The sequence below is a fragment of the Bacteroides sp. MSK.20.82 genome, assembly GCF_019052485.1.
Taxonomy (GTDB): domain Bacteria; phylum Bacteroidota; class Bacteroidia; order Bacteroidales; family Bacteroidaceae; genus Bacteroides; species Bacteroides thetaiotaomicron.
Window position 1 is genome coordinate 290,235 of the sequence record NZ_JAHQUN010000003.1, and the last position, 26,541, is coordinate 316,775.

Sequence of the window (26,541 nt, forward strand, 5' to 3'; positions counted from 1 at the left end):
TCTATCGTGGCAACAACAACGCGAACCCGAATGGCGGTGTTTCGATGTCGAATGCGAACAACGATTCCTCGAATACGAACACGAACATCGGTTCTCGTCTGAACAACAATCGAAAGGAAATTTTAATCGGCGTACAACACCGGGGACTTGTCCCCACCGTGGTGCCGAGGGGGGCAAGCCGCAGTAACAGCGGTCCGCAAGGGCCGGAAAACTGAAAAATAAAGTGTCGGGTAGGGTTTGGTAGGCCGGAAACGGTTCGAAGAAGCCGGGCCCGGGGGATTGAAGGCCCCGTATTAAAAGCAATAAACAGTAATTTATGCGCAGGGTTGGGTATATTATCGAGGAGATCGTGGAGCCTTCCAACATGGAGGCTTCCTTCCGGCAGGTCCTTCGCGGCAGCAAGCGTAAACGCAGCCGCCAGGGGGGCTATCTGCTCGCGCATAAGCCCGAGGTGTTGGAGGAGCTGGCCGCGCAGATCGCATCCGGTACTTTCCGCGTGAAGGACTACCGTGAACGCGAGATCATCGAGGGCGGCAAGCTGCGCCGCATCCAGGTGATCCCGATGAAGGACCGCATCGCCGTGCATGCCATCATGGCGGTGGTGGACCGCCATCTGCGGAAACGTTTCATCCGTACCACCTCCGCCAGTATCAAGAGACGGGGTATGCACGACCTCCTGGCGTATGTCCGCCGTGACATGGCCGAGGACCCTGATGGTACGCGTTACTGTTACAAGTTTGACATCACCAAATTCTACGAGAGCGTGAAGCAGGATTTTGTGATGTATTGCGTCAGCCGGGTGTTCAAGGACGCAAAGCTCGTGACCATGCTGGAGAGCTTTGTCCGCCTGATGCCTGAAGGTCTGAGTATCGGCCTGCGCAGCTCGCAGGGGCTGGGCAATTTGCTTTTGTCTGTGTATCTGGACCATTATCTGAAGGACAGGTATGCTGTGCGTCATTTCTACCGCTATTGTGATGACGGCGTCGTACTGGGTAAAACGAAAGCGGAACTGTGGAAGATTCGTGATGCCGTCCACGGGCGCATGGAGTGTGCCGGTCTCCTGGTGAAGGGGAACGAGCGCGTGTTCCCGCCGGGCGAGGGCATCGACTTTCTGGGGTATGTGACTTTCGGTGCGGACCATGTCCGCATTCGCAAGCGCATCAAGCAGAAGTTCGCCCGAAAAATGCACGAGGTAAAATCGAGAAGGAGGAGGCGTGAGCTGATAGCGTCGTTCTACGGGATGGCCAAGCACGCCGACTGTCATACGTTGTTTAAAAAATTAACAGGCAAAGACATGAGATCATTTAAAGACTTGAACGTTTCCTACAAGCCGGAGGACGGCAAGAAACGTTTTCCCGGGGTGGTGGTAAGCATCCGGGAACTGGTAAACTTACCGATTATTGTGAAGGACTTTGAGACGGGCATCAAGACCGAACAGGGCGAGGACCGCTGTATCGTGGCCATTGAGATGAACGGCGAACCGAAAAAGTTCTTTACCAACAGCGAGGAGATGAAGAACATCCTCTTGCAAGTGAAGGAAATGCCGGACGGCTTCCCGTTCGAAACCACCATCAAGACGGAAACCTTCGGCAAAGGTCGAACTAAATACATATTTACATGAAACGGGTAGAAGGAACATCCGGGATAAGACTGATCGAGTGCGTGAGCCCGGCACGCAACAGATGGCGCATCCGCTGGGATGTGCAGGAACGTGAAGACGGATCCGCTTCCTATATGGAGGAAAGCTTTGTCGGCAGACCTCACATGGATACTATAAAGTCCGTCATTACAGACTGGTATAATGAGCAAATTGACCGTGAGATACTTTCCGGTTTTCTCTATGAAGGTATGCCGGTATGGCTGTCAAGTGAAAACCAGTTCAATTATAAGGCAGCGTATGATCTGGCCGTACAGACTGGTGGTGCTACGCTTCCCGTGACATTCAAGTTCGGTACGGATGAGGTTCCCCAATATCGGGAGTTCGTCACACTGGAGGAACTGACCGATTTCTACACGAAAGCCATGAAGCATGTTCAGGACACGCTGTCTGACGGCTGGAGGAAGAAAGACGCTTTTGATCCGGAGAAGTACCGGGTGGAATAAATCCTTCGGGGGAGGATAAGAAAAAAGCCCCCGGCCTGTTAAAAAGTAACGCCAATCACTTTTATAAACATGAAACGCCAAACCGCGCGACCGGGGGCAAATACCCTCTGTCACGGTTTGACGTTTTTTTTGTTGTCTAAAAAATGATTGGCGATGCAAAGATATAATTTTTTTGTTGTATGAAAGTGATTGAGATATTAAACTTTAACCGGGAGCTGTTGAAAAGGCTTCAGGCGGCCGGCATTCGTCTGGAAGATGCCCGGTATATCGACCTGTACGCGGACTATACCCGCCTACTCGATCAAGGTGAAAAAGTCTCGTATGCTGTGGCCGTATTGTCCGAAAAGTATTCGGTGAGCGAACGCAAGGTTTATGCCTTGGTGAAACGATTCCAGAGCGACTGCAAGACGCTTGCAGTGTGAACGGGTTGTTTTATGCCGTAGGGAGTGCCGTTTCCCCTTATCTTTAGGGTGTTTCAAATTTAGAAGGAGGAAATGGCTATGAACAAGTATTACCGTATCCTGGACAAGATTCTTGCCACGGGAAAGACACAGACCAACAAGAAGGGAAACATACAGTACCTTCTGAACGAGCAGCTCTCGCTGACACCGGCGGACCTGCTCGACATATTCGAGGGGCATCATATCGCCCGTAAGAAGCTCCGCAGCGAGTTGCAGTTATTTATGCAGGGTGAGCGCAACGTGGAGAAGTACCGGGAGGCCGGCATCAACTGGTGGGACTATTGCGGCTCCATCCTGGTGAACAGTTACCCGACCTATTTCGAGAAGCTGCCCCCGTTGATAGCGAAAATTAACCGGGAGAGGCGCAACAGCAAGAACTACGTGCTTTTCCTGGGCGAAACCGGTGCCGAGAGCAACCAGGCACCCTGTTTGAGTCTGGTACAGTTCCAGTTAGATGGCGGTGAACTGGTTCTATCCGCCTACCAGCGTAGCAGTGACGCGAACCTCGGGCTGCCTTCCGATATTTATCACCTGTACCTGATGGCGCGGCAGATAGAACTTCCCTTGAAGTCGATCACCCTCTACCTGGGCAATGTACATATCTACGAGAATAATATCCCGGGCACCCGTGCGCTGATCGCCGGTGACGAGACGGTCCGCTTCGGGTTGAACGTGTAGTTTGCTGTATATGTCTTGCAGCGGGAACAGTTCATGTTTCCCGCTGTTTTTCGTTTATTCTGGGGACCTTTGCGGCCGTTTTAAAACAGAATGAAATGAAAAAGATGTATTTGTCCGCCCCGCTTCCTTTCGTGGGGCAGAAACGCATGTTTGCGAGGGAATTTATCAAGGTGCTGGGACAGTTCCCGGACAGCACCGTGTTTGTGGACCTGTTTGGTGGCTCGGGCCTGCTGTCACATATTACCAAATGTGTCAGGTCTGATGCCACCGTTGTGTATAATGACTTCGACAACTACCGCTGCCGACTTGTAAATATCCCGGCCACTAATGTGCTGTTATCCGATTTGCGTCGGATAGCTGAAGGGGAACCCAGAAACAAACGTATAACCGGGGAGATTCGCGATAAAATGTTTGCCCGTATTGAGAGGGAAGAAAAAGAGCACGGCTACGTGGATTATATCACGGTTTCCGCATCCTTGTTGTTCGCCATGAAATATGTGACCAGTTTGGAAGGAATGAAGAAAGAAGCCATTTACAATAGGATTCGGCAGACAGACTATCCCGAAGCAAAGGATTATCTGGAAGGACTGACTATAACCAGCGAAGACTACAAGGAAGTATTCAAACGTTACAAAGATGTTCCGGGTGTGGTGTTCCTGGTTGATCCGCCGTACCTCTCCACCGAGGTGGGTACTTACAAGATGTTCTGGCGTCTGGCTGACTATCTGGATGTACTAACCGTTCTGAAAGGGCATTCGTTCGTGTATTTCACTTCGAACAAGTCTTCCATTTTAGAACTGTGCGACTGGATGGACCGAAACCCATTTGTCGGCAGCCCATTCAAGGAATGCAGGAAAGTGGAGTTTAGTGCAAGCGTAAACTATCAAGCTAAATATACAGACATGATGCTGTACACGAAGCCGGATGAGGTGTCAGGTATAGCAGCCTAACATTGCATAAAGATAGTGAATTATTTTGAATCTGCAATGGCTTTTAAATGATATTTTAAAGCCATTTAAAGAGGGTTCAAGTGAAAGAAAAACGGTGGGCTTTGATCATGCTGAATAGGACCGCGCTCACCTTTTTTCTTGTACGTGTCGTTTTTGTACTTTTTGAAACGCATCGTTTTTGTTAAGCGGCACGTCTGGTTTTTCCGGATTTATATAAAGATTACCACCAACACAGGTCATATATATATTATCAGATATAGCTTCAGTGCATACTGGAAGCATAAGTTTGTACCATTAATTGCAAGATGTTACCGCCAACCGGAAGGCATATATGTAGTGACCTGTCATAGTACTATTACTAAAACTGCTAAGAGCGCTGCATATATACCACATTTCTTTGATAGATATAGAGATAGGATTCTTAAACGTAAACATGGCAATAAACTAGATGTTATAATGAAATTCTTCGAGCATGAAGCGCGTTTCAGTGTAGGAACAATAGCACAGAATGACAAATATCCCGATAACAGCATATTCGTTTTTGATAAATTCATTATACTAGGCAGTCCACTAGAGGATGTTAATATATTTGAGATGAGAACCTTAATCAGCTTAGATATGCTAAAGGAAATGCAGAAGGATATATGTAATGAACTTGTAGAATCCCGTATTAAAGGATTAGAAGAACATATTAAAGATGAGGATAGGAATAAAGATGAACTTCTTCGCACTTTATTAGAGCTACCCAATTATAAAGAAGTATAGCATACATAATCAGAATCAAACATAATCTTGCTATATTATCTCACATAATATAAGACATATATGGGGAACTTAGATTTCGTTGCTATTGATTTGGAAACAGCTACTTCTCATAGAAACTCTATCTGTGAAATTGGTATTGTAAAGAACTCTATAGTAATTGAGAGTAAACTAATACTAGGTTGAAATTGTGAATATTGGAGTTGAGAGGGTGCTCTAGGTCGGAATTTACTTTTCTTCTTCAAAGGAGACGGCAGGAATTGAGATGAGAGGCTGACCGATTGTGAGGCTTTGTTGGGCTTGCATCGGTGCGGAAACTGAATTTTACTGGATTGAATGGTTGCTCTGTCTGATTAAATAGTTGATATATAACAATATACAATGGTTAAATAGCTTTGAGAATAGTTCGTCCAAAAATAAAACTCCGTTATGCGCCAGGCTTATTTCTCCCGGTTGGGGAAAACTTCCGCCTCCCACCATTGCAACTTGCGATATCGTATGATGGGGATCACGGAATGGCCGTTGGGAAATCAGTGAAGAGCCCCGGTTTAGTTTTCCTGCAACGGAATGTATTTTGGTCGTTTCCAGGCTTTCACCCAGGGAGAGGGGAGGAAGGATGGAAGGTAACCGTTTAGCCATCATTGATTTACCACTGCCGGGAGCGCCGATCATGATGAGATTATGTCCTCCGGCGGCAGCAACTTCCAACGCCCTTTTCACATTCTCCTGTCCTTTTACGTCTGCAAAGTCCAGGTCAAAGGCTGTTTGCTGTTGATAAAACTCTTCCCGCGTGTTGACAACGGTCTGTTCCAGCTCCCGCTCACCATTGAAGAACTGGATAACTTCTTTGATATTACTGACGCCATATACCTTCAGTTGATTGACAACTGCTGCTTCCCGCGCATTCTGTTGAGGAATAATGAGTCCCTCAAAGTTTTCTTCACGGGCTTTGATAGCAATAGGCAGTGCTCCTTTGATAGGCTGAATGCTCCCGTCAAGACTAAGTTCTCCCATCATCAGATAGCGGGATAACTTTTCGGAAGATATGGTTTCGCTGGCACCCAGCAAGCCGATGGCAAGAGGCAAATCATAAGCCGAGCCTTCTTTGCGGATATCGGCCGGTGCCATATTTACAACCAGGTTACTGGTCGGCATTTTATAGCCATTGACTTGCAGTGCGGAGATAATACGTTGGTGACTTTCCTTCACTGCGGAATCCGGAAGACCGACGAGATAGAACATACAGCCACGTGAGCTGTTGACTTCGATTGTGATGAGTGTTGCATCAATCCCTTGAACAGCCGCTCCGAAAACTTTAATTAGCACGTTTGATTACCGTTTATTTCTTCTGTTTGTTTTTCTTTTCTTTTTCTGTCGCTTCCTCAACGATGTTTTCTATTTTCTTTTTCAGCTCTTCTCCCCGAAGGTTCTTAGCTAAAATCTTTCCGTCCGACGAGAGAAGTATGTTGGCAGGTATTTTATAGATAGAATATTGCTTGGCTACTTCAGAATTGAGTCCGCCGAAATCGCATACCTGTTCCCAGTCCAGCGTATCGCGTTTGATGGCGTCTTTCCATTGCTGCTTGTCTACATCCAGTGAGATGCCGAGCATTCCTATATATTTGTTCTTCTTATACTTTTTGTAGATTTCTCTTAGCTCGCTGTTGCTCTGCTTCTGAGAGATGCTGTCGTTCCAGGAAGCCCAAAAGTTGATCAGCAGGCTTTTCTGCTTGAAGGCGTCTGATGAACGGGTAATCTTTTCTCCTTTCGCATTGGGCAGGCTGAAGAAAGGTGCATATTTGCCAATCTCCGATTTTTCTGCCTGAGTGATTGTTTCATTCAAACGTTCGATATACGGTTTGTCCTGTAATACACCTGTCATTACTTCAACTAGCTTTTTAATTTTACTGAAGTCAGGCGTTTCTTTCTGAACGAAGTATTTGTCTAATAAGTAAAGGCTTACATAGGAGGAGTGATGTTGCAGTATGAACTCTTCCGCCATTTCTTCGGCAGTGTTTGCTTTCTCTACAGTTATTCTTTTATCCACTGTTTCTTCGCCGGCTTTTTCTGAAGGATCAGCCGGATCTTCCAGTGCTTTTTGGAAGTCTGTAAACTCCTCATTGTATATATTTCCACTGATAGTCAGGAAATTCAGATTGATCGTATCTCCTTTTATTTTGATCTTGTTACCCTTATCAAGAAAGACAGGATATTCAATCCGGTTCTTGAGTAACAGATAGGCAGAAGTGATCGTATCTACGCTGGTAGTGTAGGAGAACTTATCGTTTTCTACATAAATGGTGTCTATCCGGTCGTACAGTTCGTCCATGCCGTACAAATAAAGTGTATCTGTTCCGAGTCCTTTGATCTCTCCGGTGATGGTTGTCTCATTGGAGCCCTTCTTGCATCCGACCAGACAGATAATGATGAGGATTAAAATACTACTCTTTTTCATTGCTTTGATTTCTTTTCTGCGAAAGTACGGTTTTTTACAGATAAAAAAAAGAATTGCCCGTCATTTGTAATGACGAGCAATTCTCAATATCTAAAATAGAGTGGTAATTCTCTTATTTGATGATGCTCATGAAGTCTGCATTTGTGAAGAACTTAGAGAATTCCAAGTCTGTTGCAGCTTTCTTAGCCAACGCAGGTTCTTTAGCAACAGCGCTCTTCAAGCTGCTGGTTACCATAGAAGAATTGTTAGTTCTAGCACCTAGAACTGCCATCAGGTAGTCTGTGTAAGCATCTGGTTTTTCTACGCCTGCCAGTGTGTTTTTAGCTTTGTTGTAGTCCTTAGCAAGGATCTGAGCCAAAGCAGCACTGTTAGTCTTAGCGTCACCGAATGAGTTAACTGCTCTTTCGTACTGGCCTTGAGCGATGTACAGGTTACCCATAGATTCGCCAAGTTCTTTTGTACCTGCAGCTTTACCGAAGTAAGCTTCAGCAGCAGCTTTGTCACCCTTGATCAAAGAGATCAAACCTAAGTTCATGTTTACTTCAGGAGCAGCGTTTACGCTGGCAGCTTTCTTCAGGTAAGATTCAGCTTTGTCAACGTTACCAGCTTGATAAGCAAGCTTACCAAGGTTGTTGTATGCGCGGTAATCGTTAGGGAACTGTTTTGTTGCCTGAGTATAGATAGCTTCCTGTTTTGCAGGATCGTTAGTCAGTGTAGCAGCATACAGCAATTCTTCGATGTTCAGTTCAGAAGGATTAGAAGAAGCAAGCTTAGTGATTTCTTCGTCAGACTTACCGATGATCTCGTAGTTCAAAGTCAAACGAGAACGACGCAGTTGAGGAAGGATATCGTCAGCCAGGTTCTTGTATACAGAAGAGATGTTCTTGATTTCTTGTTCTCTCTGTGCAGGATCCTGATACATAGACAATACGCGAAGGATCAGTTCTTTATCCTGGATGTTAGATTTAGAAACCAGTTCCTGGAAACCTTCCCAGTCCTGTGCAGTATATTTAGCGTCAACCGGAGCGTCGATCTTAGCTTTCTTCAAGTCTTTGTTCAGCATCTTGGTAGTGTTGCTTTCGCGGTTTTCTGCTAGAGTTGTATTCAGGCTTACACCACCATCAGGAGAAGCATAAGCAGAAACTTCGATGTTGCTGATCTTCTTGTTGGCAGCTTCGTTTATGTTAGCAACTTCCTTGTTGAATTCTTTAGCAGTTTTCAACTCGCTTGAACGGATGTTAGCCTGTTGGATCAAGAACATGATGTTAGCATCGTGTTTTTCCTTGATGATACGTTGGAAAGCATCTTCGCCCAGAGCCGGGTTAGCGCTGCCCAATGTGTTATTTACCAATTCAGAAGTAGAGATTACACCATCAGCTACTTTCACAGCGGGGATAACGACTTCCTTTTTACCAACTTTAGCTTTGAATTCAAGCCACAGTTCAGATTTTGCCATTTCAGGAACATAGTCGAAAGATGTTTTCATCGTATAGCTACCACCTACTTTGTAAGAGATAGTCTGATCGTTTCCTTCTACTTTTTCTCCTTGGAACACAGCACTTTGTCCTTTAGCTTCACCGCCATTCCATTTCAAAACCGGAGTAACTTCTACTACAGCTTTTTTCTTGAAATACTTTTCAGGGAATTTACCATTAATGGTAGCAGGAACTTTACCACCTACTGCTTCCAACACTTGTGGAGTAACAGTGAAGTAGTCCGCTGACAGGGGACCCATTTTCTTGCACGAAGAGAAAAGTGCAACAACAATTGCCATGAGTAAAGGCAAGTACAACTTCTTTGTCATTTTAGGTATAAATTAAATGTTTGTAATTGAAATATCGTCATATTTATAACCCCTTTTCAATCCTAATAAAGGAAAAACATCGCAAAGATATTAATTCTTAATATAATTATGTAGTTAGCAGGAGGTTTTTATCATAATTTAATGAAAACCCGACTCTTTTTCTCGCCGATACTTGATATTTCGGGGATGATGCTCGATAATCTCGCTGCGAAGCATGTTTCGGTCGATATGGGTATAAATTTCGGTCGTCGCAATCGATTCGTGGCCGAGCATGCACTGGATGGCCCGTAAATTGGCGCCACCTTCCAGTAAATGAGTGGCAAAGGAGTGTCGGAAAGTGTGCGGACTGATGTTTTTGGTGATACCCGCATTTTGTGCTAATTCTTTTATCATATGAAAGATCATAATCCGGGAAAGTGATTTGCCTCTCCGCTGGCTGACAAACACAAAATCTTCATAGTCTTTTTTAACTTCTATCCGGTTGCGGTCCAAGAAATAAAGTTTGATCTCGTTAATGGCACGGGGGGAAATGGGAACAAGACGTTGCTTGCTTCCTTTGCCTTCTACTTTGATGAAGCCTTCATCAAAATAGAGATCGGATAATTTGAGGCTGACAAGTTCGGATACACGGAGTCCGCAGCTGTATAATGTTTCCAGAATAGCTCTGTTGCGCTGTCCTTCGGCTTTGCTGCGGTCTACGGAGGAGATGATGTTGTCGATCTCTTCTACGGTCAGCACTTCGGGGAGTTTTAATCCTATCTTGGGACCTTCCAGCAGTTCGCTGGGATCAGCCTCCAGATAATCCGCCATAATCAGGAAACGGAAGAAGGACTTGATGCCGGATAAAATGCGTGCCTGAGAACGAGGATGAATGCCGATGTCATGCAATCCCGCAGCGAAACGCTGGAGATCGGACAGGCATACTTCAAGAACATCTATCCCTTCCAGAGTCAGAAAACTCATCAGTTTATCCAGATCGGTCAGATAAGCGTCCAATGTATTGGGGGATAAAGACTTTTCCAGCTTGAGGTACTGCTGGTACTTTCTGATTATCAGTGCTTGTTGCTCCTTCTTCTTGTTTTTTTCGTTGATTTCCATTTCTTTTTTCTACCTTTGTAGCCTGAAATATTGTTCTTTGGATACAAAGGTATTAAAAAAGCAGGACTACGGCGATGAGAATACAAATTATTAATGGCCCGAACATCAATCTGTTGGGCAAACGTGAACCTTCCATATACGGAAGTGTTACATTTGAAGACTATCTGGCTGAGCTTCGTAAAAGATATGCTGATTTGGAGATCGACTATTTTCAATCGAACATTGAGGGAGAAATGATTGACTGCATTCAGCAGGTAGGTTTTGAGGTAGACGGTATCATTCTGAATGCCGGCGCTTATACACATACCTCCATCGCTCTGCAGGATGCCATTCGTTCTGTGACTTCTCCGGTGATCGAGGTACATATTTCTAATGTACATAGCCGTGAGTCTTTCCGGCATGTATCTATGATCGCCTGCGCATGCAAAGGAGTGATCTGTGGCTTCGGGCTGAACTCGTATCGGTTGGCTCTGGAGGCTTTGTTAGGTAATAAATAAGGTATTAATATATTAAATAGGTAAAAAGGCTATGTTACTGAAACAGACAAAAATCGTCGCATCCATTTCGGACAGACGTTGCGATGTGGACTTTATAAAACAGCTGTTTGAAGCTGGGATGAATGTGGTACGTATGAATACGGCTCACGCTAGCCGTGAAGGTTTTGAAGCGTTGATTGCCAATGTACGTTCCGTATCCAACCGGATTGCAATCCTCATGGATACCAAAGGACCGGAAGTACGTACAACTGCCAATGCGGAACCGATTCCATATCAGATAGGTGATAAAGTAAAGATTGTCGGCAATCCTGATCAGGAGACGACTCGTGAATGTATCGCTGTTTCGTATCCTAACTTTGTGAACGATTTGAATATCGGAGGTCTGGTTCTGATTGACGATGGTGATCTTGAACTGGAAGTAATCGATAAGACAGCCGATTATCTGCTTTGCGAAGTGAAAAACGATGCAACGTTGGGAAGCCGCAAGAGCGTGAACGTCCCGGGTGTTCGTATCAATCTTCCTTCATTGACAGAGAAAGACCGTAACAATATACTTTACGCGATTGAAAAGGATATCGATTTCATCGCTCACTCTTTCGTGCGCAACCGTCAGGACGTACTTGATATCCGTGAAATTCTGGATGCTCACAATAGTGATATCCGGATTATTGCCAAGATTGAGAATCAGGAAGGGGTGGACAACATCGACGAGATTCTTGAAGTGGCGGACGGCGTGATGGTAGCCCGTGGTGACCTGGGTATCGAAGTGCCGCAGGAACGTATTCCGGGTATCCAGCGTGTGCTGATCCGCAAATGTATCCTGGCAAAGAAACCGGTGATCGTTGCGACTCAGATGCTTCATACCATGATCAACAATCCTCGTCCGACCCGCGCGGAAGTGACCGATATCGCGAATGCAATCTACTATCGTACGGATGCTCTGATGTTGAGCGGTGAGACTGCTTATGGCAAATATCCGGTAGATGCAGTCAAGACAATGACCAAGATCGCGGCCCAGGCTGAAAAAGATAAACTGGAAGAGAATGATATCCGTATCCCGTTGAACGAAAACAGTAACGATGTAACGGCCTTCCTTGCTAAACAGGCAGTGAAAGCTACATCGAAACTGAAGATACGTGCCATCATCACAGACAGCTATAGCGGACGGACCGCCCGTAATCTGGCAGCTTTCCGTGGTAAGTTCCCGGTATTGGCTATCTGCTATAAAGAAAAGACCATGCGTCATCTGGCACTTTCTTATGGAGTGGAAGCAATCTATATGCCGGAGCTGGCCAACGGACAGGAATATTATTTTGCCGCTTTGCGCCGCCTGTTGAAGGAAGGACGTTTGCAGCCGACTGATATGGTAGGATATCTGAGTAGCGGTAAGGCAGGTACACAAACTTCATTCCTCGAAATCAATGTCGTGGAAGATGCGTTGAAACATGCGGGAGAAACTGTATTGCCTAACAACAATCGTTATCTCTAACTGTTACATCTAAAATAAGGTTTTTATGCAGGAGACTGAATCTATTGATGAATATATTTTGCAGCATATCGATGCGGAAAGTGACTATCTGAAAGCACTCTACCGGGATACGCATGTGAAACTGCTTCGTCCCCGTATGGCTTCCGGGCATTTACAGGGGCGGATGCTGAAAATGTTTGTGGAGATGATTCGCCCCCGGCATATACTGGAGATCGGAACATATAGCGGTTATTCTGCCCTTTGTCTGGCGGAAGGCTTGTCGGAGGGCGGAATGTTGCATACGTTTGAAATTAATGATGAACAAGAGGACTTTACCCGTCCCTGGCTGGAGAATTCTCCTTTTGCGGACAAGATTCGCTTTTATATAGGAGATGCCTTGGAGCTTGTTCCTCATTTGGGCGTTACGTTCGATCTGGCCTTCATTGACGGTGATAAACGTAAATATATCGATTATTACGAGATGGTTTTAAAGCATCTTTCCACAGGTGGGTATATCATTGCCGACAATACATTGTGGGATGGTCATGTGTTGGAACAACCTCGTAGTGCGGATACGCAGACCATTGGCATCAAAGCATTCAATGACGCCCTTGTGACGGACGACCGGGTGGAGAAAGTAATCCTGCCTTTGCGTGATGGGTTAACTATAATAAGAAAAAAGTAAGATAAGGAGTAAATTTATGGAAACAACCAGACAGAATAAGATATCCCGCCTGTTACAGAAGGAGCTGAGCGAGATATTCCTGCTTCAGACAAAGGCAATGCCGGGTATATTAATATCGGTCAGCGCAGTTCGTATCAGTCCTGATATGAGTATTGCGCGCGTGTACCTGAGCGTTTTCCCGTCAGAGAAAGCAGAAGAAATGGTGAAGAATATCAATGAGAACATGAAGTCCATTCGCTTTGAGCTCGGAACCCGTGTGCGTCATCAATTACGGATTATTCCCGAATTGAAGTTCTTCGTGGACGACTCACTGGATTATATTGAGAAGATTGATTCTTTGCTGAAGTGAATTTTCCCTTCTACATAGCTCGGCGTTATCTTTTCTCGAAAAAGAAGCATAATGCTATCAATATTATTTCCGGCATATCAGTATGCGGGGTGGCACTTGCTACGTTGGCACTGGTCTGCACGCTTTCCGTATTCAACGGATTTCAGGATATGGTAGCCAGCTTTTTCACAGCTTTTGATCCTCAGTTGAAGATTACCATCCGCGAGGGAAAAGTCTTCGACGGACAGGATGAAAGGATTCGTGCGGTCTGTGCGCTTCCGGAGGTCTCGGTATCTACAGAGACGCTGGAAGAGAATGCGATGGTGCAATATAAAGACCGTCAGGCTATGGTTGTGTTGAAAGGCGTGGAAGATAACTTTGAGGATTTAACCGAAATAGATAACATTCTTTACGGAGCCGGCGAGTTTATTCTTCATGATTCGATAGTGAATTATGGGGTGATGGGCGTGGAACTGGTTTCGACTTTGGGTACCGGACTGGCGTTCGTAGATCCTTTGCAGGTGTATCTTCCCAAGCGTAATGCCAAAGTGAATATGGCGAATCCCGGGGCTTCTTTCAATCGCGACTATCTTTATTCACCGGGTGTTGTGTTCGTGGTCAACCAACAGAAGTATGATGAAAGCTATATTCTCACTTCCCTTGATTTCCTTCGTAACTTATTGGACTATACGACAGAGGTTTCTGGCATTGAGTTGAAACTGAAACCGAATACCAATATATCATCCGTACAGTCTAAAATAGAAAAAATGCTGGGTGATGACTTTGTGGTACAGAACCGTTATCAGCAGCAAGCAGATGTTTTCCGTATCATGGAAATAGAGAAGCTGATCTCTTATCTGTTTCTTACTTTTATTCTGATGATTGCCTGTTTTAATGTGATCGGTTCTCTTTCTATGTTGATTCTGGATAAGAAAGACGATGTCATAACCTTGCGCAGTTTGGGAGCCAGTGATAAACTGATATCCCGTATCTTTTTATTTGAGGGACGGCTCATCTCTCTCTTTGGTGCTATCTCCGGTATTATACTGGGGTTGATATTATGTTTTATTCAGCAGAAGTTTGGCATCATTACCCTTGGCGGAGGTGGTGGAACTTTTGTGGTGGACGCTTATCCGGTAAGTGTCCATGCATGGGATGTAGTGCTTATTTTTATTACTGTTTTAGCAGTGGGATTCCTGTCAGTATGGTATCCAGTGCGTTACTTAAGCAAGCGGCTTCTGTAATTGGCTGAAGAAGAAAAAGGCTATAACCTTTGAATACAGAAGTGTAGGTGCTTTGTAGAGGAGTTTGCTAAAATGGAACAGAGTGTTTCATGTATTTATGTAGAAACTATATAAACAAAAAGCGCAGGCAGGAGACGAACTCCTTTACCTGCGCTTTTCTATTTTTTCTCAGTAAAATGAATTACTTCACTTCCCAAGTATCGTTCGTCATCAGCAACTCCTGGAAATTATGATATTTCTTCTTGCCTTTGACTTCTTCAATCTGTTCTGCTACAGCGTCATTGTAGGTAGGTGCCTCTACTTCACGAATCACACCGAGTGCAATCGGGAAATCGGGGCCTTCCATCAAAGCCAGCTTCAACTGAAGAGTATTGTCCTGGCAATGAGCATCGTGAATCAGAATATCTTTTTCTGTGATGCCATTCTCGCCAAGTTTTACCACTTTCAGTCCGAAACCTTCCTGCATCAGTCCGAACTCTTTGTTTTCACCGAACAACATCGGTTTGCCGTGCTCCAGATAGATCGCATTCTTTGCGCGTCCTTCCTTCGTTGCAACAGAAGCGTGAGTTCCGTCATTAAAGATTACACAGTTTTGCAGAACTTCCACAACAGATGCACCCTTATGGTTGGCTGCTGCTTTCAGAACCTCTACAGAAGCGGCGCCGTCTACAGCGATACAACGTGCAAAGAAACGTCCGCGTGCACCGAATGCCAGTTCTGCCGGATGGAAAGGGTCTTCTACCGTTCCGTAAGGAGATGATTTGCTGACGAATCCGCGTTCGGAAGTCGGTGAATACTGTCCTTTGGTCAGTCCATAGATACGGTTGTTCAACAGAATCATGTTCAGGTCGATGTTACGACGAACAGCGTGGATGAAGTGGTTACCACCGATAGCCAGACCGTCACCGTCACCGGAAATCTGCCAGATAGTCAAATCCGGATTAGCCACTTTAGCACCCGTTGCAACGGCAGCGGCACGTCCGTGGATGGTATGGAAGCCATACGTATTTACATAATAAGGCAGACGGGAAGAGCAACCGATACCGGAAATTACGGCGATATTGTGCGGAGCTACTCCCAGTTCGGCCATTGCCTTGTGCAGTGAGTTCAGGAAAGCGTGGTCACCGCATCCCGGACACCAGCGAGGCTGACCTGATTTATAATCTTGTACGGTATATACTTTATCGCTCATCTCTTATTCCTCCAATAATTTAGTAAATGCATCTATCAATTCTCTCGTAACGAAAGGCTGTCCTTTCACTTGGTTGAACTGGCTGATATTCAGTCCGGGTACTTTCATACGCAGGTAACCGGCAAATTGTCCCAGATTCTGTTCGGCTACTACGATCTTCTTATATTTACGTAATACGTCGGCTGTATTCTTCGGTAGCGGGTTGATGTACTGGAAGTGTGCGAATGCAACCTTCTTTCCATGTTCGCGCATGAAGTCCATAGCCAGACGGAGATGTCCGTAGGTACCGCCCCAGCCTACAATCAGTAAGTCTGCGTCTTCGTCGCCCAGCACTTCAAGTTCGGGGATGTAGTCTGCAATCTTGTCCACTTTTGCCTGACGCAGGTGAACCATCTTGTTGTGGTTTTCGGGTTCGGTAGAGATGGCTCCGGTTTCGTTACTCTTTTCAAGCCCACCGATGCGGTGCATAAAACCTTCTGTTCCAGGAGTCGCCCAGTAGCGTGCGCCTGTTTCTTCGTTACGTTGGTACGGGGTCCAGTTGCCCGCCATGTCCGGAGTTACATACGGAGGGTTGATGGCAGGGTAGTCATTCAGATCGGGAAGTTTCCATGCGGCAGAGCCGTTGGCAACGAAAGCATCTGTCAGCAATACGACCGGAGTCATGTGTTCCAAAGCAATTTTGGCTGCCATGTAGGCGGCATCGAAACAGTTGGTCGGTGAAGTGGCGGCGATAACCGGCATTGGGCTTTCACCGTTACGACCGTAGAGTGCTTGCAGCAAGTCGGTCTGTTCCGATTTGGTAGGCAGACCCGTAGACGGACCACCACGCTGTACGTTGACAATCACCAACGGAAGTTCGCCGATAACGGCCAAGTTCATCGCCTCACTTTTCAGGCAGATGCCCGGACCGGAAGTTGTCGTTACTGCCAGCGCACCTGCAAAAGCTGCACCAACGGCAGAAGCACAACCGGCGATTTCGTCTTCGCACTGTACGGTTTTTACTCCCAGTGATTTATGCTTGGCCAATTCATGCAGAATGTCGGTAGCCGGAGTGATCGGGTACGAACCCAGATACAGTTCCAAACCGGCTTTTTCGGCTGCGGCAATCAATCCGTAAGATGTTGCCTTGTTACCATTAATATCTGTATAAAGCCCTTTTGATTTCGGAGCTTTGCTTTCAATCTTATAAGTAGAGGTAGAAGCGTGTGTGTTGGCACCGTAGTTGTAGCCATCGTTCAATACCTTAATATTTGCTTCTGCGATTTCCGGTTTCTTGGCGAACTTCTCGCGCAGCATCTTTTCCGCTGCTGCCAGATTGCGGTTGAACAGCCAGCAAACCAGTCCGAGCGCAAACATATTCTTGCAACGGAGAATCGTTTTATTGTCCAGTCCGGAATCTTTCAGACTTTCTTTGCACATAGAAGAGATGGGCACTTCCAGCACTTCTTGTTTAACGCCTAATTCTTCAAAAGGATTGTTGGTCTTAAATTGTGCTTTTTCCAGGTCTCTGGCTTCGAACGAGTCGGAGTCGGTAATGATAAGTCCTTGCGGTTTACAGAATTTGATTTGTGTTTTCAGTGCGGAGGGGTTCATCGCTACTAATACGTGGCAACGGTCTCCTGGAGTGTACACCTGTCCTGCGCCTACGTGGATCTGAAAACCGGAAACACCGGTCAGTGAACCTTGCGGGGCACGGATGTCTGCCGGATAGTCGGGGAATGTACAGATGTCATTTCCTACCGTAGCCGACACGTTCGAGAAGATGTTGCCTGCCAGCTGCATACCATCGCCGGAGTCGCCGGAGAAACGTACTACGACTTCCTCCAATTCTTTAACCATCATTTCGTCTGCCATAACTTTAATTACTATATTTAATTTAAAAACTGATTTTACTTTCAATTTGTGAGCGCAAAGGTCGGAAAGTTAATCGAATTATCAAAATAAATCGAACTTTATTGTCCTATTGACGCCAAATAATTGGATTTACTGAAAGGAACCTGCATTTTTATTCTTGTTAAATCAACAGAAACCGTTATCTTTGCAACCAAAATAAAAGCGGCCTTGTAGTTCAACGGATAGAATAGAAGTTTCCTAAACTTTAGATAGGGGTTCGATTCCCCTCGGGGCTACTAAGAGAAATCTGCGGGAGGCGGTGTTGTTTTGCTTCATACTGTATTGAGTTTTAAGTATTACAATGGCTTCTTTTAAGATTAACGTCTTATAGCTTCTATTTGTTTTAATAATCAATAGAAAAAGCCTCTTCCGAATGTTCGGAAGAGGCTTTTTCTATTTCTGGAATTTATTATTCTTCCGTAGCTGCTACCACTACTTTTTTGTTCTTCATCATGTTGTATGCAATCGGAGATGCAATGAACAACGAAGATAAAGTACCGATAACAACACCGAGGATCATTGCGAATGCGAAGCTGCGGATTGAATCACCACCGAGGATGAAGATACACAGCAATACGATCAACGTACTCAATGAAGTATTGATGGTACGAGCCAGTGTAGTGTTCAGAGAGTCGTTGAACAACTGACGCTTGTCACGTTTCGGATACAAGCCGAAGAACTCACGTACACGGTCGAAGATTACCACCTTATCATTAATAGAGTAACCGATAGCCGTCAGGATAGCACCGATGAATGTCTGGTCGATTTCCAGTGAGAACGGAACGATACCCCACAACAATGAGTAAGCACCGATAATCATGATCGTATCACAAGTCAGAGCTACGATAGAACCGATACTGTAAGCGATGTTGCGGAAACGGATCAAGATATACAGACCGATAGCGATCAGAGCCAGAACAACTGACCATACGGCACCTGTCTTGATATCGTCTGCGATACTCGGACCCACTTTCTGTGAACTAACGATACTACCGCCTGTGTGATTGTCACGGTCGATGAAAGTAGCCAGTGTGATGTTCTGTGTCAGCAACGGCTTCAGTGTTTCGTATAAGTATGATTCGATCTCAGAGTCTACATTGTTACCTTCGTCTGCGATACGGTAGTTGGTACTGATACGTACTGTCTTCTTGTCTGTACCGATAGCGATCACATTTACATTTACATCTTCACCAAACTTGTCAGCGATCAGTTCACGAACTTGTTCCGGTTCTACCGGATTCTCGAATTGTACCTTGAAGTTACGTCCACCGGTGAAGTCAATACTTTGACTTAAACCACGCAATGCAAACGAACCGATACAAACAAGGATAATAGCGCTTACGATGATCAGTGATTTCTTATTGGTTCCCATGAAGTCGAAACGGGTATTTACCAGCAAGTTTCTGGAAATCTTGGAAGTAAATGTCAGGTTCAGCCACTTGTCTTTATTCATGAAGTGTTCGTAAACCAGACGAGTCATGAACACAGCAGTGAAGAAGGATACAAGGATACCGATAATCAATGTAGTGGCAAAACCACGGATAGGACCTGTACCGAAGTTGAACAGGATGATACCGGTGATGATAGATGTCAGGTTGGAGTCGAAAATAGCAGAGAAGGCATTTGAATAACCGTCAGCCAATGCTTTCTTCACACCCTTGCCGGCACGAAGCTCTTCTTTTGTACGTTCATAGATAAGTACGTTCGCATCCACCGCCATACCGAGTGACAACACCATACCGGCAATACCGGACATGGTCAGTGCCGCCTGGAAGGATGAAAGGATACCCAGCGTGAAGAAGAAGTTCAGGAACAATGCGCAGTTGGCAACCATACCCGGGATGAAGCCATACATGGAACACATGTAGATCATCAACAGGATCAAAGCTACAACGAATGAGAAAATACCTGCGTTAATAGATTCCTGACCCAGAGACGGACCTACGATATCTTCCTGTACGATGTGGGCCGGAGCCGGCATCTTACCTGATTTCAATACGTTAGCTAAGTCCTTTGCCTGTTCCGGGGTGAAGTGACCTGTAATCTGTGAACGTCCGCCTGTGATTTCAGAGTTTACGTTCGGAGCAGAATATACATAGTTATCAAGAACGATAGCGATAGAACGACCGATGTTCTGCTTGGTCAACTGTGCCCAGCGGCGTGCACCGTCAGAGTTCATGGTCATGCTTACAGCCGGTTTGCTGTATTGGTCGAATTCGTCTTTTGCATCTGTTACTACGTCACCTTCCAACGGAGCTTTGCCGTTACGTTCGGTAGATTTGATAGCATACAATTCGAATGTCTGTCCTTTCTTATCGAATTCAGAAGGAGAAACACCCCATTTCAGACGAAGGTCTTTCGGAAGTTCTGACTGGATTTCAGGCATGCTCAGATATCTGTTGATATCGGCTGTATCCTTATAGTTAGCATAGCCGATCACCGGACCCTGACCGCTTGAATTCAACTGAAGAACAGCTAGCAACGGATATTGCTTTTTGATTTCTTCCATGTTTGCTCCCGCCTTTTCGTCTTTGGCATCTCCTTTCAGAGTAGCTGCGAGACTGTCGGCAACGCTTACGGCTTTCTTTGCCGGAGTAGCTTCTGCCAGCTTGGCTGCGGGGATTGTGTCTGCAGTTGCGTTAGTGGCTGTAGAATCAGCGGCAGTTTCCTGTGACAGGATAGCACGCAATTTTGAGTCAGCCGACTGCATAGCCGGAAGAATCTCTTTTGCAGTATATGTTTCCCAGAATTCGAGGTTGGCCGAACCTTGAAGAAGTTTTCTCACACGTTCCGGCTCCTTGATACCCGGAAGTTCCACCATGATACGGCCCATCTTATCTTCGAGGCTTTGGATGTTCGGCTGAACAACACCGAAGCGGTCGATACGGGTACGAAGCACGTTGTATGAGTTTTCAACGGCAGCCTTTACTTCTGCTCTCAATACTTTTTCTACTTCGGCATCTGATGATTTCTGGTTAACTTTATCTTTCAACTGTTGTGTTGCGAAAAGTTCGGAAAGTTTTGCGCCCGGAGCAGTCTTCTGGTATTCTCTGACGAACAAGGTAATGATATCGTCCTGGCTGTTGACAGCTTGTTTTGCAGCTTCATTCAGCGCTTTATTGAAGTTTTCATCCGGCTTGTTGTCAGCCAATGCTCTGATAACATCAGGCACAGAAACTTCAAGGATAACATTCATACCACCTTTTAGGTCCAAACCTAAACTGATCTCCATTTCACGACAATCTTTCAGCGTCCAGTTCCACAGCATTACTTTCTCATTGGAGAGAGAGTCAAGGTAGTCTTGTTCTACTTTCGGGTCGCCGTTCGCAATCTCTTTCGCCTTATTAGTGTAATGGCGGGTTACGAAGGAGAAGGAGAGGTAGAACACGCATACCAGCGTGAGTAGTACCGCAAAAACCTTTACAAATCCTTTGTTTTGCATTTTACTTTTAATTTATGATGATTACTTTTTTAATTTAATTTTCAGTTAAATTCTGTCGTATACAAGTCCATTTTGCCGCATACAAGGCTGCAAATATAGTTTTTTTTTCACATTCATATGTAATAAGCCCTCAAATATTTGATGTTTAAGGGCTTTTTTGCCGTTTTATTTCATTCCTCTGTTTTTCAGTAACGGCTCCAGGCTTGGTTCTGCACCGCGGAAATTCTTATAAAGTATCATCGGATCTTCGCTGTCTCCCTTTTCCAATACGTTGTAGCGGAAGAGGTCGGCAGTGTTTTTATCAAAGATTCCATGTTCTTTGAAGGCTTCAAAGGCATCATTGTCAAGTACATTCGCCCAAAGGTAACTGTAGTATCCGGCAGCGTATCCGCCAATGATATGATTGAAGTAAGTGACGCGGTAGCGGGGGGCAATTTCGGGGATCAGGCCGAGCTTGTCCATGGCTTCTTTTTCGAAAGCAAGCATATCCAGATTCTTTACATCTGTTATCATGTGAAGGTTCATGTCGAGGATGGCGGCAGCCAGTAACTCGGTGGTCATGAATCCTTGGTTGAACGTTTTCTGTTTCAGAATCTTTTCGATGATTTCATCGGGGATTACTTCTCCTGTCTGATAGTGTTTGGCATACATTTTCAGCACTTCCGGTTCGGTAGCCCAATGTTCGTTGATCTGAGAAGGAAGTTCAACAAAATCGCGTACGACATTGGTGCCGGAAGTCCCTTTGTATTCGCACTTTGTCAGTAAGCCATGCAGAGCGTGCCCGAATTCGTGGAACAGAGTTTCTACTTCGTCCATAGTCAGCAGAGAAGGGGTGTCGCCGACCGGTTTGGTGAAACTGCATACGTTGCATACCAAGGGGCGGGTTGCTCCCTGCTGTTCGCGGTAATTGCTCATCCATGCGCCACCGCTTTTTCCTGAACGCGGGAAATAGTCTACATAGAATATGCCCAGTTGGGAGCCGTCAGCGTCTTTCACTTCGAAGACTTCTACATCCGGATGATAAGTCGGGATACCTTCCAGTTTGTTCAGAGTGATACCATATAGTTTGTTGGCGACTGCGAAAGCTCCTTCACGTACATTCTCCAGTTTGAAGTAAGGTTTGGTGTCTTCTTCGGAGAGGTTGTATTTCTCTTTGCGGAGTTTTTCTGTGTAGTACCACCAGTCCCAGGCTTCCAGTTTCTCTCCTTTGCCTTCTTTGTCCATTAACTGTTGAAGTTCTGCGGCTTCGGCTTTCGCTTTCGGGAGGGCATAGCTCCAAAGGTTGTTCAGCAGACTCATTACGTTGCTGTCATTCTTTGACATTGTCTCATCCAGTACGAAGTTGGCGTAGTTGTTGAAGCCCAATAGCCTTGCTTTTTCCAGGCGGAGGGAGACGATCTTGCGGATCGTTTCTTTGTTGTCATTCTTGTCATTGTTATTGCCGCGGTTGATGTATGCTTTGTACATTTTCTCACGGAGAGGGCGGTTCTCAGCGTATTGCAGGAACGGAAGGCGGCTGGCGTTGTGCAGGGTGAACAGCCATTTCCCCGGTTGTCCGGCAGCTTTGGCTTCTTCGGCTGCGCTTTGGCAGAACCATTCGGGCAATCCGGCTAAATCTTCTTTCTTGTCTACGAAAAGCTGGAAAGCATTGTTTTCATTCAGTATATTATTGCTGAATGTGATGCCGAGAGTGGAAAGTTCTTTGTTGATTTCACGCAGACGTGCCTGTTTCTCTGCATCCAGATTAGCACCTGAACGGACAAATCCTTTGTAAGTTTTGTCCAGCAGACGTTTCTGTTCCGTGGTCAGATTCATGGAATCTTTCTGTTGATATACAACGTTTACACGTTTGAAAAGCTCCTGATTCAGGGAGATGTTATCTTCGTGCTCGGAAAGGACCGGTGCCATTTTGATAGAGAGCTCGGTCAGTTCATCGGTTGTTTCCGCATCCGTCATATTGAAGAAAATGGCGCTTACACGGTCCAGAATGGGTGCGCTGCTGTCCAAAGCTACAATCGTATTGTCGAAAGTAGGCACTTCCGGGCTTGCGATAATGGCTTGGATATTCTGATTCTGCTCTTCAATACCTTTCAGAAAGGCGGGTTCGTAATGTTCCAGTTTGATTTTATCGAAGGAAGGAACACCATACTCTGTTTGAAATTCAGTGAAGAAAGGGTTGCTTTCTGTTTTTGTTCCACAGGAGTACATCATACAACTTACTGCTAAAATGGTTAAAGTTTTTCTAATCATCATGGTATTTATTTAAGTTTTTCTGCTTTATTGCTTGCCTATATAGCACCAGATCGGGTAATGGTCCGAATCTTTGATCGAACGGTCTACGGTGCAGTTGTAGGCTTTCTGGTTGGGGCTGATCAGAATATTGTCTATCCGGAAATAGAATTTATTCAGATTATAGGAGATGCCCAGTCCCCTGCCGGATTGTGTAAAGGCGTCATCCAGCTGTTGAGTCAGGATGCGATGGGTATATGAAATGGAAGCGTCGTTGAAATCGCCACAGGCAATAATAGTCGGGTATTTGCTGTTTGCGATGGCGACGGCTACCGAATCCGCTTGCGAAGAACGGATGGCCGATGCTTCCGCCAGTTTCTTTATTAATTGCCGGAGACCCGTTTTTACCTTCTTTGCGTTCGGGTCTTTAATCATATCTTCATAAATCACCTTGTCTTCTTTCGTCAGTTTATTGGATTCCAGATGGTTGTTTATGAGGGTGATAGTGTCCTCGTTAACTTTGAGGGTGTACTGCATCGAACCGTTGTAGGTGCTTTCATACTTGATGGGACGTGCCGAAAGTATGGGGAATTTGGAGAAACAGGCCAACTGACTGCCTCCTTTTTCCGGATTGTGAATGGAACGGTAGGGATATGCTTTCAATGCTTTTCTGATGTCTTCGTCTGTCAGATATTTCTTGTTTTTGGTTGAATTGTACTCCTGAAGACAGATTATGTCAGCTTCACTGTCAGCCAGATAGGATAATATCGGATTCTTTCCTTCCTTTTTCTCCAGATTGTTAAATCCCATCACATTGTAAGAGAGGAATTTGATGCTGCCATCCGGTATCGTTTCTACTGTAGAATTGATGGGAATATAGGTGCGTATCTGTGGAATACATACCAGAAAACCGATGACCGGTAATAAGGCATAGCGGTAGCTGATGATTACCCAGAATAGGGTGAAACAGATGTTGACAGCAAGGAAGATGGGGAAGGCAAGCCCCAGGCAAGAAGCTATCGGGTGTATTTTCGGTTGAAGATACGGGCTATAGGCACTCAAAATCAACATCCCTACAAAGAGTGCGTTGACTGCCAATATCAAATAAAGGACAAATTTGCCAATGTGTTCCATTCTTTATCTTTTGCTTGCGTCGAACAAGCTCTTTTTCTCTTCCGTCGTCAGGCTTTCATAACCGGATTTTTTCAGCTTTTCCAAAATGCGGTCTACTTCATCCGATTGTGCTTTCTTACGGGCGTTATAATCGTAATCTTTCTCGCGACTTGTGTCGCTTCCATAATGTACTTTCATTTTTGGTTTGCGTTTCCATGTCTTTTTCTGAAACAGGGAAGCGAAGCCGTCAAGGAACCAGTTGATCCAGTAAGTCACGTCTTTGCCTTTGCTCAGACTGGCTGCAAACCAAAGTCCGGCAAGTGCGCCGCCTAAGTGGGCGATGTGTCCTCCGGCATTGTTGGATGTAATAAAGAGCAGGTCTGTTCCGATAACGATCAGTGCGAGGTATTTCAAACGGACGGCGCCGAAAAGGAAAAGTTGTACCCGGTAGTTCGGTTCTCTGTAGGCGGTGGCAGCTACGATGGCCAGCACGGAAGCGGAAGCCCCGACCAGTGTGGAGAACGGCAATGTCTGGCTGAAATAAGGGAAGATGTTATACGCTATCATGTAGAACAATCCTCCGCAGATGCCTCCCAATACATACAATCCCCGTAAATGCTTTCCCGAAAAGAAATAGAGAAACAGACTTCCGAACCAGTACAGCCAGAGCATATTGAACAGGATATGCAGGAAGCCTGCATGCATGAACATGTAGCTGAGCAATGACCATGGCTGAAGAATAAACCGGTGAAGGGAAGCCGGAAGGGCGAATAAATCGAATATTCCCGTTGCACTCAGGTTGAACAGCTGCAATATGACACTGATTAACGTACCGATAACAAAGATGCCTACGTTAATGTAAATCAGTCGGATGAAAGTGTTTCCTCTTCTGAACGTTTCTTTTAAATCAGTTATAATATGTCCCATTGTTTCTACTTTTTTTTCTCCAATACATAATCAGGATAAATCCGAATATCATACCTCCCAAGTGGGCGAAATGCGCGACATTATCTCCGGGATTATTGGCAAAGCCGGCATACAGTTCAATCAAAGCATAACCGATAACAAAGAATTTAGCTTTGATAGGGAAGGGCAGCGGAAAGATGAATAGCTGGTTGTTGGGGAACAACATACCGAATGCGAGCAAAATGGCATATACAGCTCCCGAAGCGCCCACGGTGGTCAGCATGTTCAAAAACTCTCCCATAGGAATAATTCCCGTTCCTATATCCACTTGTGAATAGTGGCTGTAGTCTACTATATATTTGATGTATTGCACTCCTTCCTGGATAAGTCCTGCACCGATACCACAGGCGATATAATAAAAAAGGAAACGTTTCGGTCCCCAGGTCCGTTCAAGAACAGTTCCAAACATGAAAACAGCAAACATATTGAAAAAAATGTGGCTGAACCCGCCATGCATGAACATATAAGTGATAAGCTGTGCCGGATTGAAGTCACTGGCGAGGAAAAAATGCAATCCCAGATAATTAGTCAGATCGATACCGTATCGTTGGGCGACAAGTGTCCCGAAAAAGACTAGTACATTGATAATTATCAGGTTTTTAGTTACAGTTGGCATAATTTTATATTCTGAATATTTAAGTAATGAACGCAAAAGTACGAATAAATTCTGTTTTAAAGCATGGAAAAGCTTCCCTATTAGCTCTTTTTCAATAATTTGCTGCGTTTTTTTTATGTTTTTATTTGATATGTTGTTTTGTTCATCTATATTTGTAAAGTCGTAATGGGAAATCTTTTGTGTAACATATATATTAATTAATCATTTTACGTATCATGAATAAGTCTGAACTTATTAGTGCAATGGCTGCTGAAGCTCAAATGAGTAAAGCCGATGCGAAGAAAGCTCTTGATGCTTTCATTTCTTCAGTTACTAACGCTATGAAAGCTGGTGATAAGGTAGCTTTGGTTGGTTTTGGAACGTTCTCTGTAAGTGAAAGAGCAGCAAGAACCGGTATTAATCCTTCTACAAAGGCAGCTATTACTATTCCTGCTAAGAAAGTAGCTAAATTTAAAGCTGGTGCTGAATTGTCTGCAGCTGTTGAATAAACATATAGTTGAAAGAAATTAGAAGAGGGAGGCGCGTGCGTCTCCTTTTTTTGTATCTTTGCGCGCAAG

At 45.1% G+C, this 26,541-nt stretch carries 22 protein-coding genes, 1 tRNA gene and 1 pseudogene; 13 read left to right on the forward strand and 11 right to left on the reverse strand.

Going from position 1 to position 26,541, the window contains the following annotated elements:
• The first annotated feature begins 316 nt into the window (after positions 1 to 316).
• The 6 genes from KTR07_RS05260 to KTR07_RS28385 all read left to right on the forward strand — a co-directional run bounded on the left by KTR07_RS05260 (position 317) and on the right by KTR07_RS28385 (position 4,957).
• The gene (locus tag KTR07_RS05260) at positions 317 to 1,621 is read left to right on the forward strand and encodes a reverse transcriptase domain-containing protein (protein WP_005943911.1); all 1,305 of its coding nucleotides are present in this window, start codon (positions 317 to 319) and stop codon (positions 1,619 to 1,621) included.
• Positions 1,618 to 2,103, forward strand: coding sequence for a hypothetical protein (locus KTR07_RS05265; protein WP_005943907.1), 486 nt, complete (start codon positions 1,618 to 1,620; stop codon positions 2,101 to 2,103). Before KTR07_RS05260 ends, KTR07_RS05265 begins: the two co-directional genes overlap by 4 nt.
• 179 nt (positions 2,104 to 2,282) lie before the next feature.
• Entirely contained in the window at positions 2,283 to 2,525 is a 243-nt protein-coding gene (locus tag KTR07_RS05270) for a hypothetical protein (protein ID WP_004326021.1), read from the forward strand.
• Positions 2,526 to 2,597: 72 nt separating this feature from the next.
• A complete protein-coding gene (locus KTR07_RS05275) occupies positions 2,598 to 3,242 on the forward strand; it encodes a thymidylate synthase (RefSeq protein ID WP_084824279.1) in 645 nt (214 codons plus the stop codon).
• 95 nt (positions 3,243 to 3,337) lie between these two features.
• Positions 3,338 to 4,192, forward strand: coding sequence for a DNA adenine methylase (locus KTR07_RS05280; protein WP_005943904.1), 855 nt, complete (start codon positions 3,338 to 3,340; stop codon positions 4,190 to 4,192).
• A 456-nt stretch (positions 4,193 to 4,648) separates the two neighbouring features.
• Positions 4,649 to 4,957: a hypothetical protein gene (locus tag KTR07_RS28385; RefSeq protein ID WP_254306544.1), complete on the forward strand. Its 309-nt coding sequence runs from the start codon at positions 4,649 to 4,651 to the stop codon at positions 4,955 to 4,957.
• A gap of 399 nt (positions 4,958 to 5,356) precedes the next feature.
• Here the strand turns inward: KTR07_RS28385 and KTR07_RS05290 are convergent.
• The 4 genes and pseudogenes from KTR07_RS05290 to xerD all read right to left on the reverse strand — a co-directional run.
• A pseudogene (locus KTR07_RS05290) lies at positions 5,357 to 6,280 on the reverse strand (YifB family Mg chelatase-like AAA ATPase); the annotation flags it as partial.
• A 13-nt stretch (positions 6,281 to 6,293) separates the two neighbouring features.
• Positions 6,294 to 7,409: a TlpA disulfide reductase family protein gene (locus KTR07_RS05295; RefSeq protein ID WP_008765298.1), complete on the reverse strand. Its 1,116-nt coding sequence runs from the start codon at positions 7,407 to 7,409 to the stop codon at positions 6,294 to 6,296.
• Positions 7,410 to 7,521: 112 nt separating this feature from the next.
• Positions 7,522 to 9,213, reverse strand: coding sequence for a tetratricopeptide repeat protein (locus KTR07_RS05300; RefSeq protein WP_008761919.1), 1,692 nt, complete (start codon positions 9,211 to 9,213; stop codon positions 7,522 to 7,524).
• A gap of 138 nt (positions 9,214 to 9,351) precedes the next feature.
• A complete protein-coding gene (gene xerD / locus KTR07_RS05305; RefSeq protein WP_008761920.1) occupies positions 9,352 to 10,311 on the reverse strand; it encodes a site-specific tyrosine recombinase XerD in 960 nt (319 codons plus the stop codon).
• A gap of 74 nt (positions 10,312 to 10,385) precedes the next feature.
• Here xerD and aroQ point away from each other — a divergent pair, with 74 nt between their 5' ends.
• The 5 genes from aroQ to KTR07_RS05330 are packed head-to-tail and all read left to right on the forward strand — an operon-like array spanning position 10,386 to position 14,533.
• On the forward strand, positions 10,386 to 10,808 hold the full coding sequence (aroQ, locus tag KTR07_RS05310; RefSeq protein ID WP_008761921.1) for a type II 3-dehydroquinate dehydratase: 423 nt from the start codon (positions 10,386 to 10,388) through the stop codon (positions 10,806 to 10,808).
• Between the two features lie 31 nt (positions 10,809 to 10,839).
• Entirely contained in the window at positions 10,840 to 12,297 is a 1,458-nt protein-coding gene (pyk, locus tag KTR07_RS05315; RefSeq protein WP_008761922.1) for a pyruvate kinase, read from the forward strand.
• A 25-nt stretch (positions 12,298 to 12,322) separates the two neighbouring features.
• A complete protein-coding gene (locus tag KTR07_RS05320; protein ID WP_008765299.1) occupies positions 12,323 to 12,961 on the forward strand; it encodes an O-methyltransferase in 639 nt (212 codons plus the stop codon).
• 16 nt (positions 12,962 to 12,977) lie between these two features.
• Positions 12,978 to 13,310: a 30S ribosome-binding factor RbfA gene (gene rbfA, locus KTR07_RS05325; protein WP_008761924.1), complete on the forward strand. Its 333-nt coding sequence runs from the start codon at positions 12,978 to 12,980 to the stop codon at positions 13,308 to 13,310.
• Positions 13,307 to 14,533 (forward strand): FtsX-like permease family protein, encoded by a 1,227-nt coding sequence (locus tag KTR07_RS05330; RefSeq protein WP_008765300.1) that lies wholly within the window; start codon positions 13,307 to 13,309, stop codon positions 14,531 to 14,533. Before rbfA ends, KTR07_RS05330 begins: the two co-directional genes overlap by 4 nt.
• A 181-nt stretch (positions 14,534 to 14,714) precedes the next feature.
• Here KTR07_RS05330 and KTR07_RS05335 read toward each other — a convergent pair whose 3' ends face one another.
• Complete coding sequence (locus tag KTR07_RS05335) at positions 14,715 to 15,725, reverse strand: 2-oxoacid:ferredoxin oxidoreductase subunit beta (RefSeq protein WP_011108506.1); 1,011 nt, start codon at positions 15,723 to 15,725, stop codon at positions 14,715 to 14,717.
• Positions 15,726 to 15,728: 3 nt separating this feature from the next.
• The gene (locus KTR07_RS05340; protein ID WP_032840807.1) at positions 15,729 to 17,579 is read right to left on the reverse strand and encodes a 2-oxoacid:acceptor oxidoreductase subunit alpha; all 1,851 of its coding nucleotides are present in this window, start codon (positions 17,577 to 17,579) and stop codon (positions 15,729 to 15,731) included.
• A gap of 203 nt (positions 17,580 to 17,782) precedes the next feature.
• Here KTR07_RS05340 and KTR07_RS05345 point away from each other — a divergent pair.
• A tRNA-Arg gene (locus KTR07_RS05345) sits at positions 17,783 to 17,854 on the forward strand.
• 173 nt (positions 17,855 to 18,027) lie between these two features.
• Here the strand turns inward: KTR07_RS05345 and secDF are convergent.
• From secDF to KTR07_RS05370, 5 genes are all read right to left on the reverse strand, one after another.
• Positions 18,028 to 21,060: a protein translocase subunit SecDF gene (secDF, locus tag KTR07_RS05350; protein ID WP_008765303.1), complete on the reverse strand. Its 3,033-nt coding sequence runs from the start codon at positions 21,058 to 21,060 to the stop codon at positions 18,028 to 18,030.
• Positions 21,061 to 21,225: 165 nt separating this feature from the next.
• Positions 21,226 to 23,313: a M3 family metallopeptidase gene (locus KTR07_RS05355; protein WP_032840809.1), complete on the reverse strand. Its 2,088-nt coding sequence runs from the start codon at positions 23,311 to 23,313 to the stop codon at positions 21,226 to 21,228.
• A gap of 24 nt (positions 23,314 to 23,337) precedes the next feature.
• Entirely contained in the window at positions 23,338 to 24,423 is a 1,086-nt protein-coding gene (locus KTR07_RS05360) for an endonuclease/exonuclease/phosphatase family protein (protein WP_008765305.1), read from the reverse strand.
• Positions 24,424 to 24,426: 3 nt separating this feature from the next.
• Positions 24,427 to 25,329, reverse strand: coding sequence for a rhomboid family intramembrane serine protease (locus KTR07_RS05365; protein WP_008761931.1), 903 nt, complete (start codon positions 25,327 to 25,329; stop codon positions 24,427 to 24,429).
• The gene (locus KTR07_RS05370; RefSeq protein ID WP_008765306.1) at positions 25,310 to 25,984 is read right to left on the reverse strand and encodes a rhomboid family intramembrane serine protease; all 675 of its coding nucleotides are present in this window, start codon (positions 25,982 to 25,984) and stop codon (positions 25,310 to 25,312) included. Before KTR07_RS05370 ends, KTR07_RS05365 begins: the two co-directional genes overlap by 20 nt.
• A 215-nt stretch (positions 25,985 to 26,199) precedes the next feature.
• Between KTR07_RS05370 and KTR07_RS05375 the strand changes: the two genes are divergently transcribed.
• The gene (locus KTR07_RS05375; RefSeq protein WP_008761933.1) at positions 26,200 to 26,472 is read left to right on the forward strand and encodes an HU family DNA-binding protein; all 273 of its coding nucleotides are present in this window, start codon (positions 26,200 to 26,202) and stop codon (positions 26,470 to 26,472) included.
• The last annotated feature ends 69 nt before the right edge of the window (positions 26,473 to 26,541 follow it).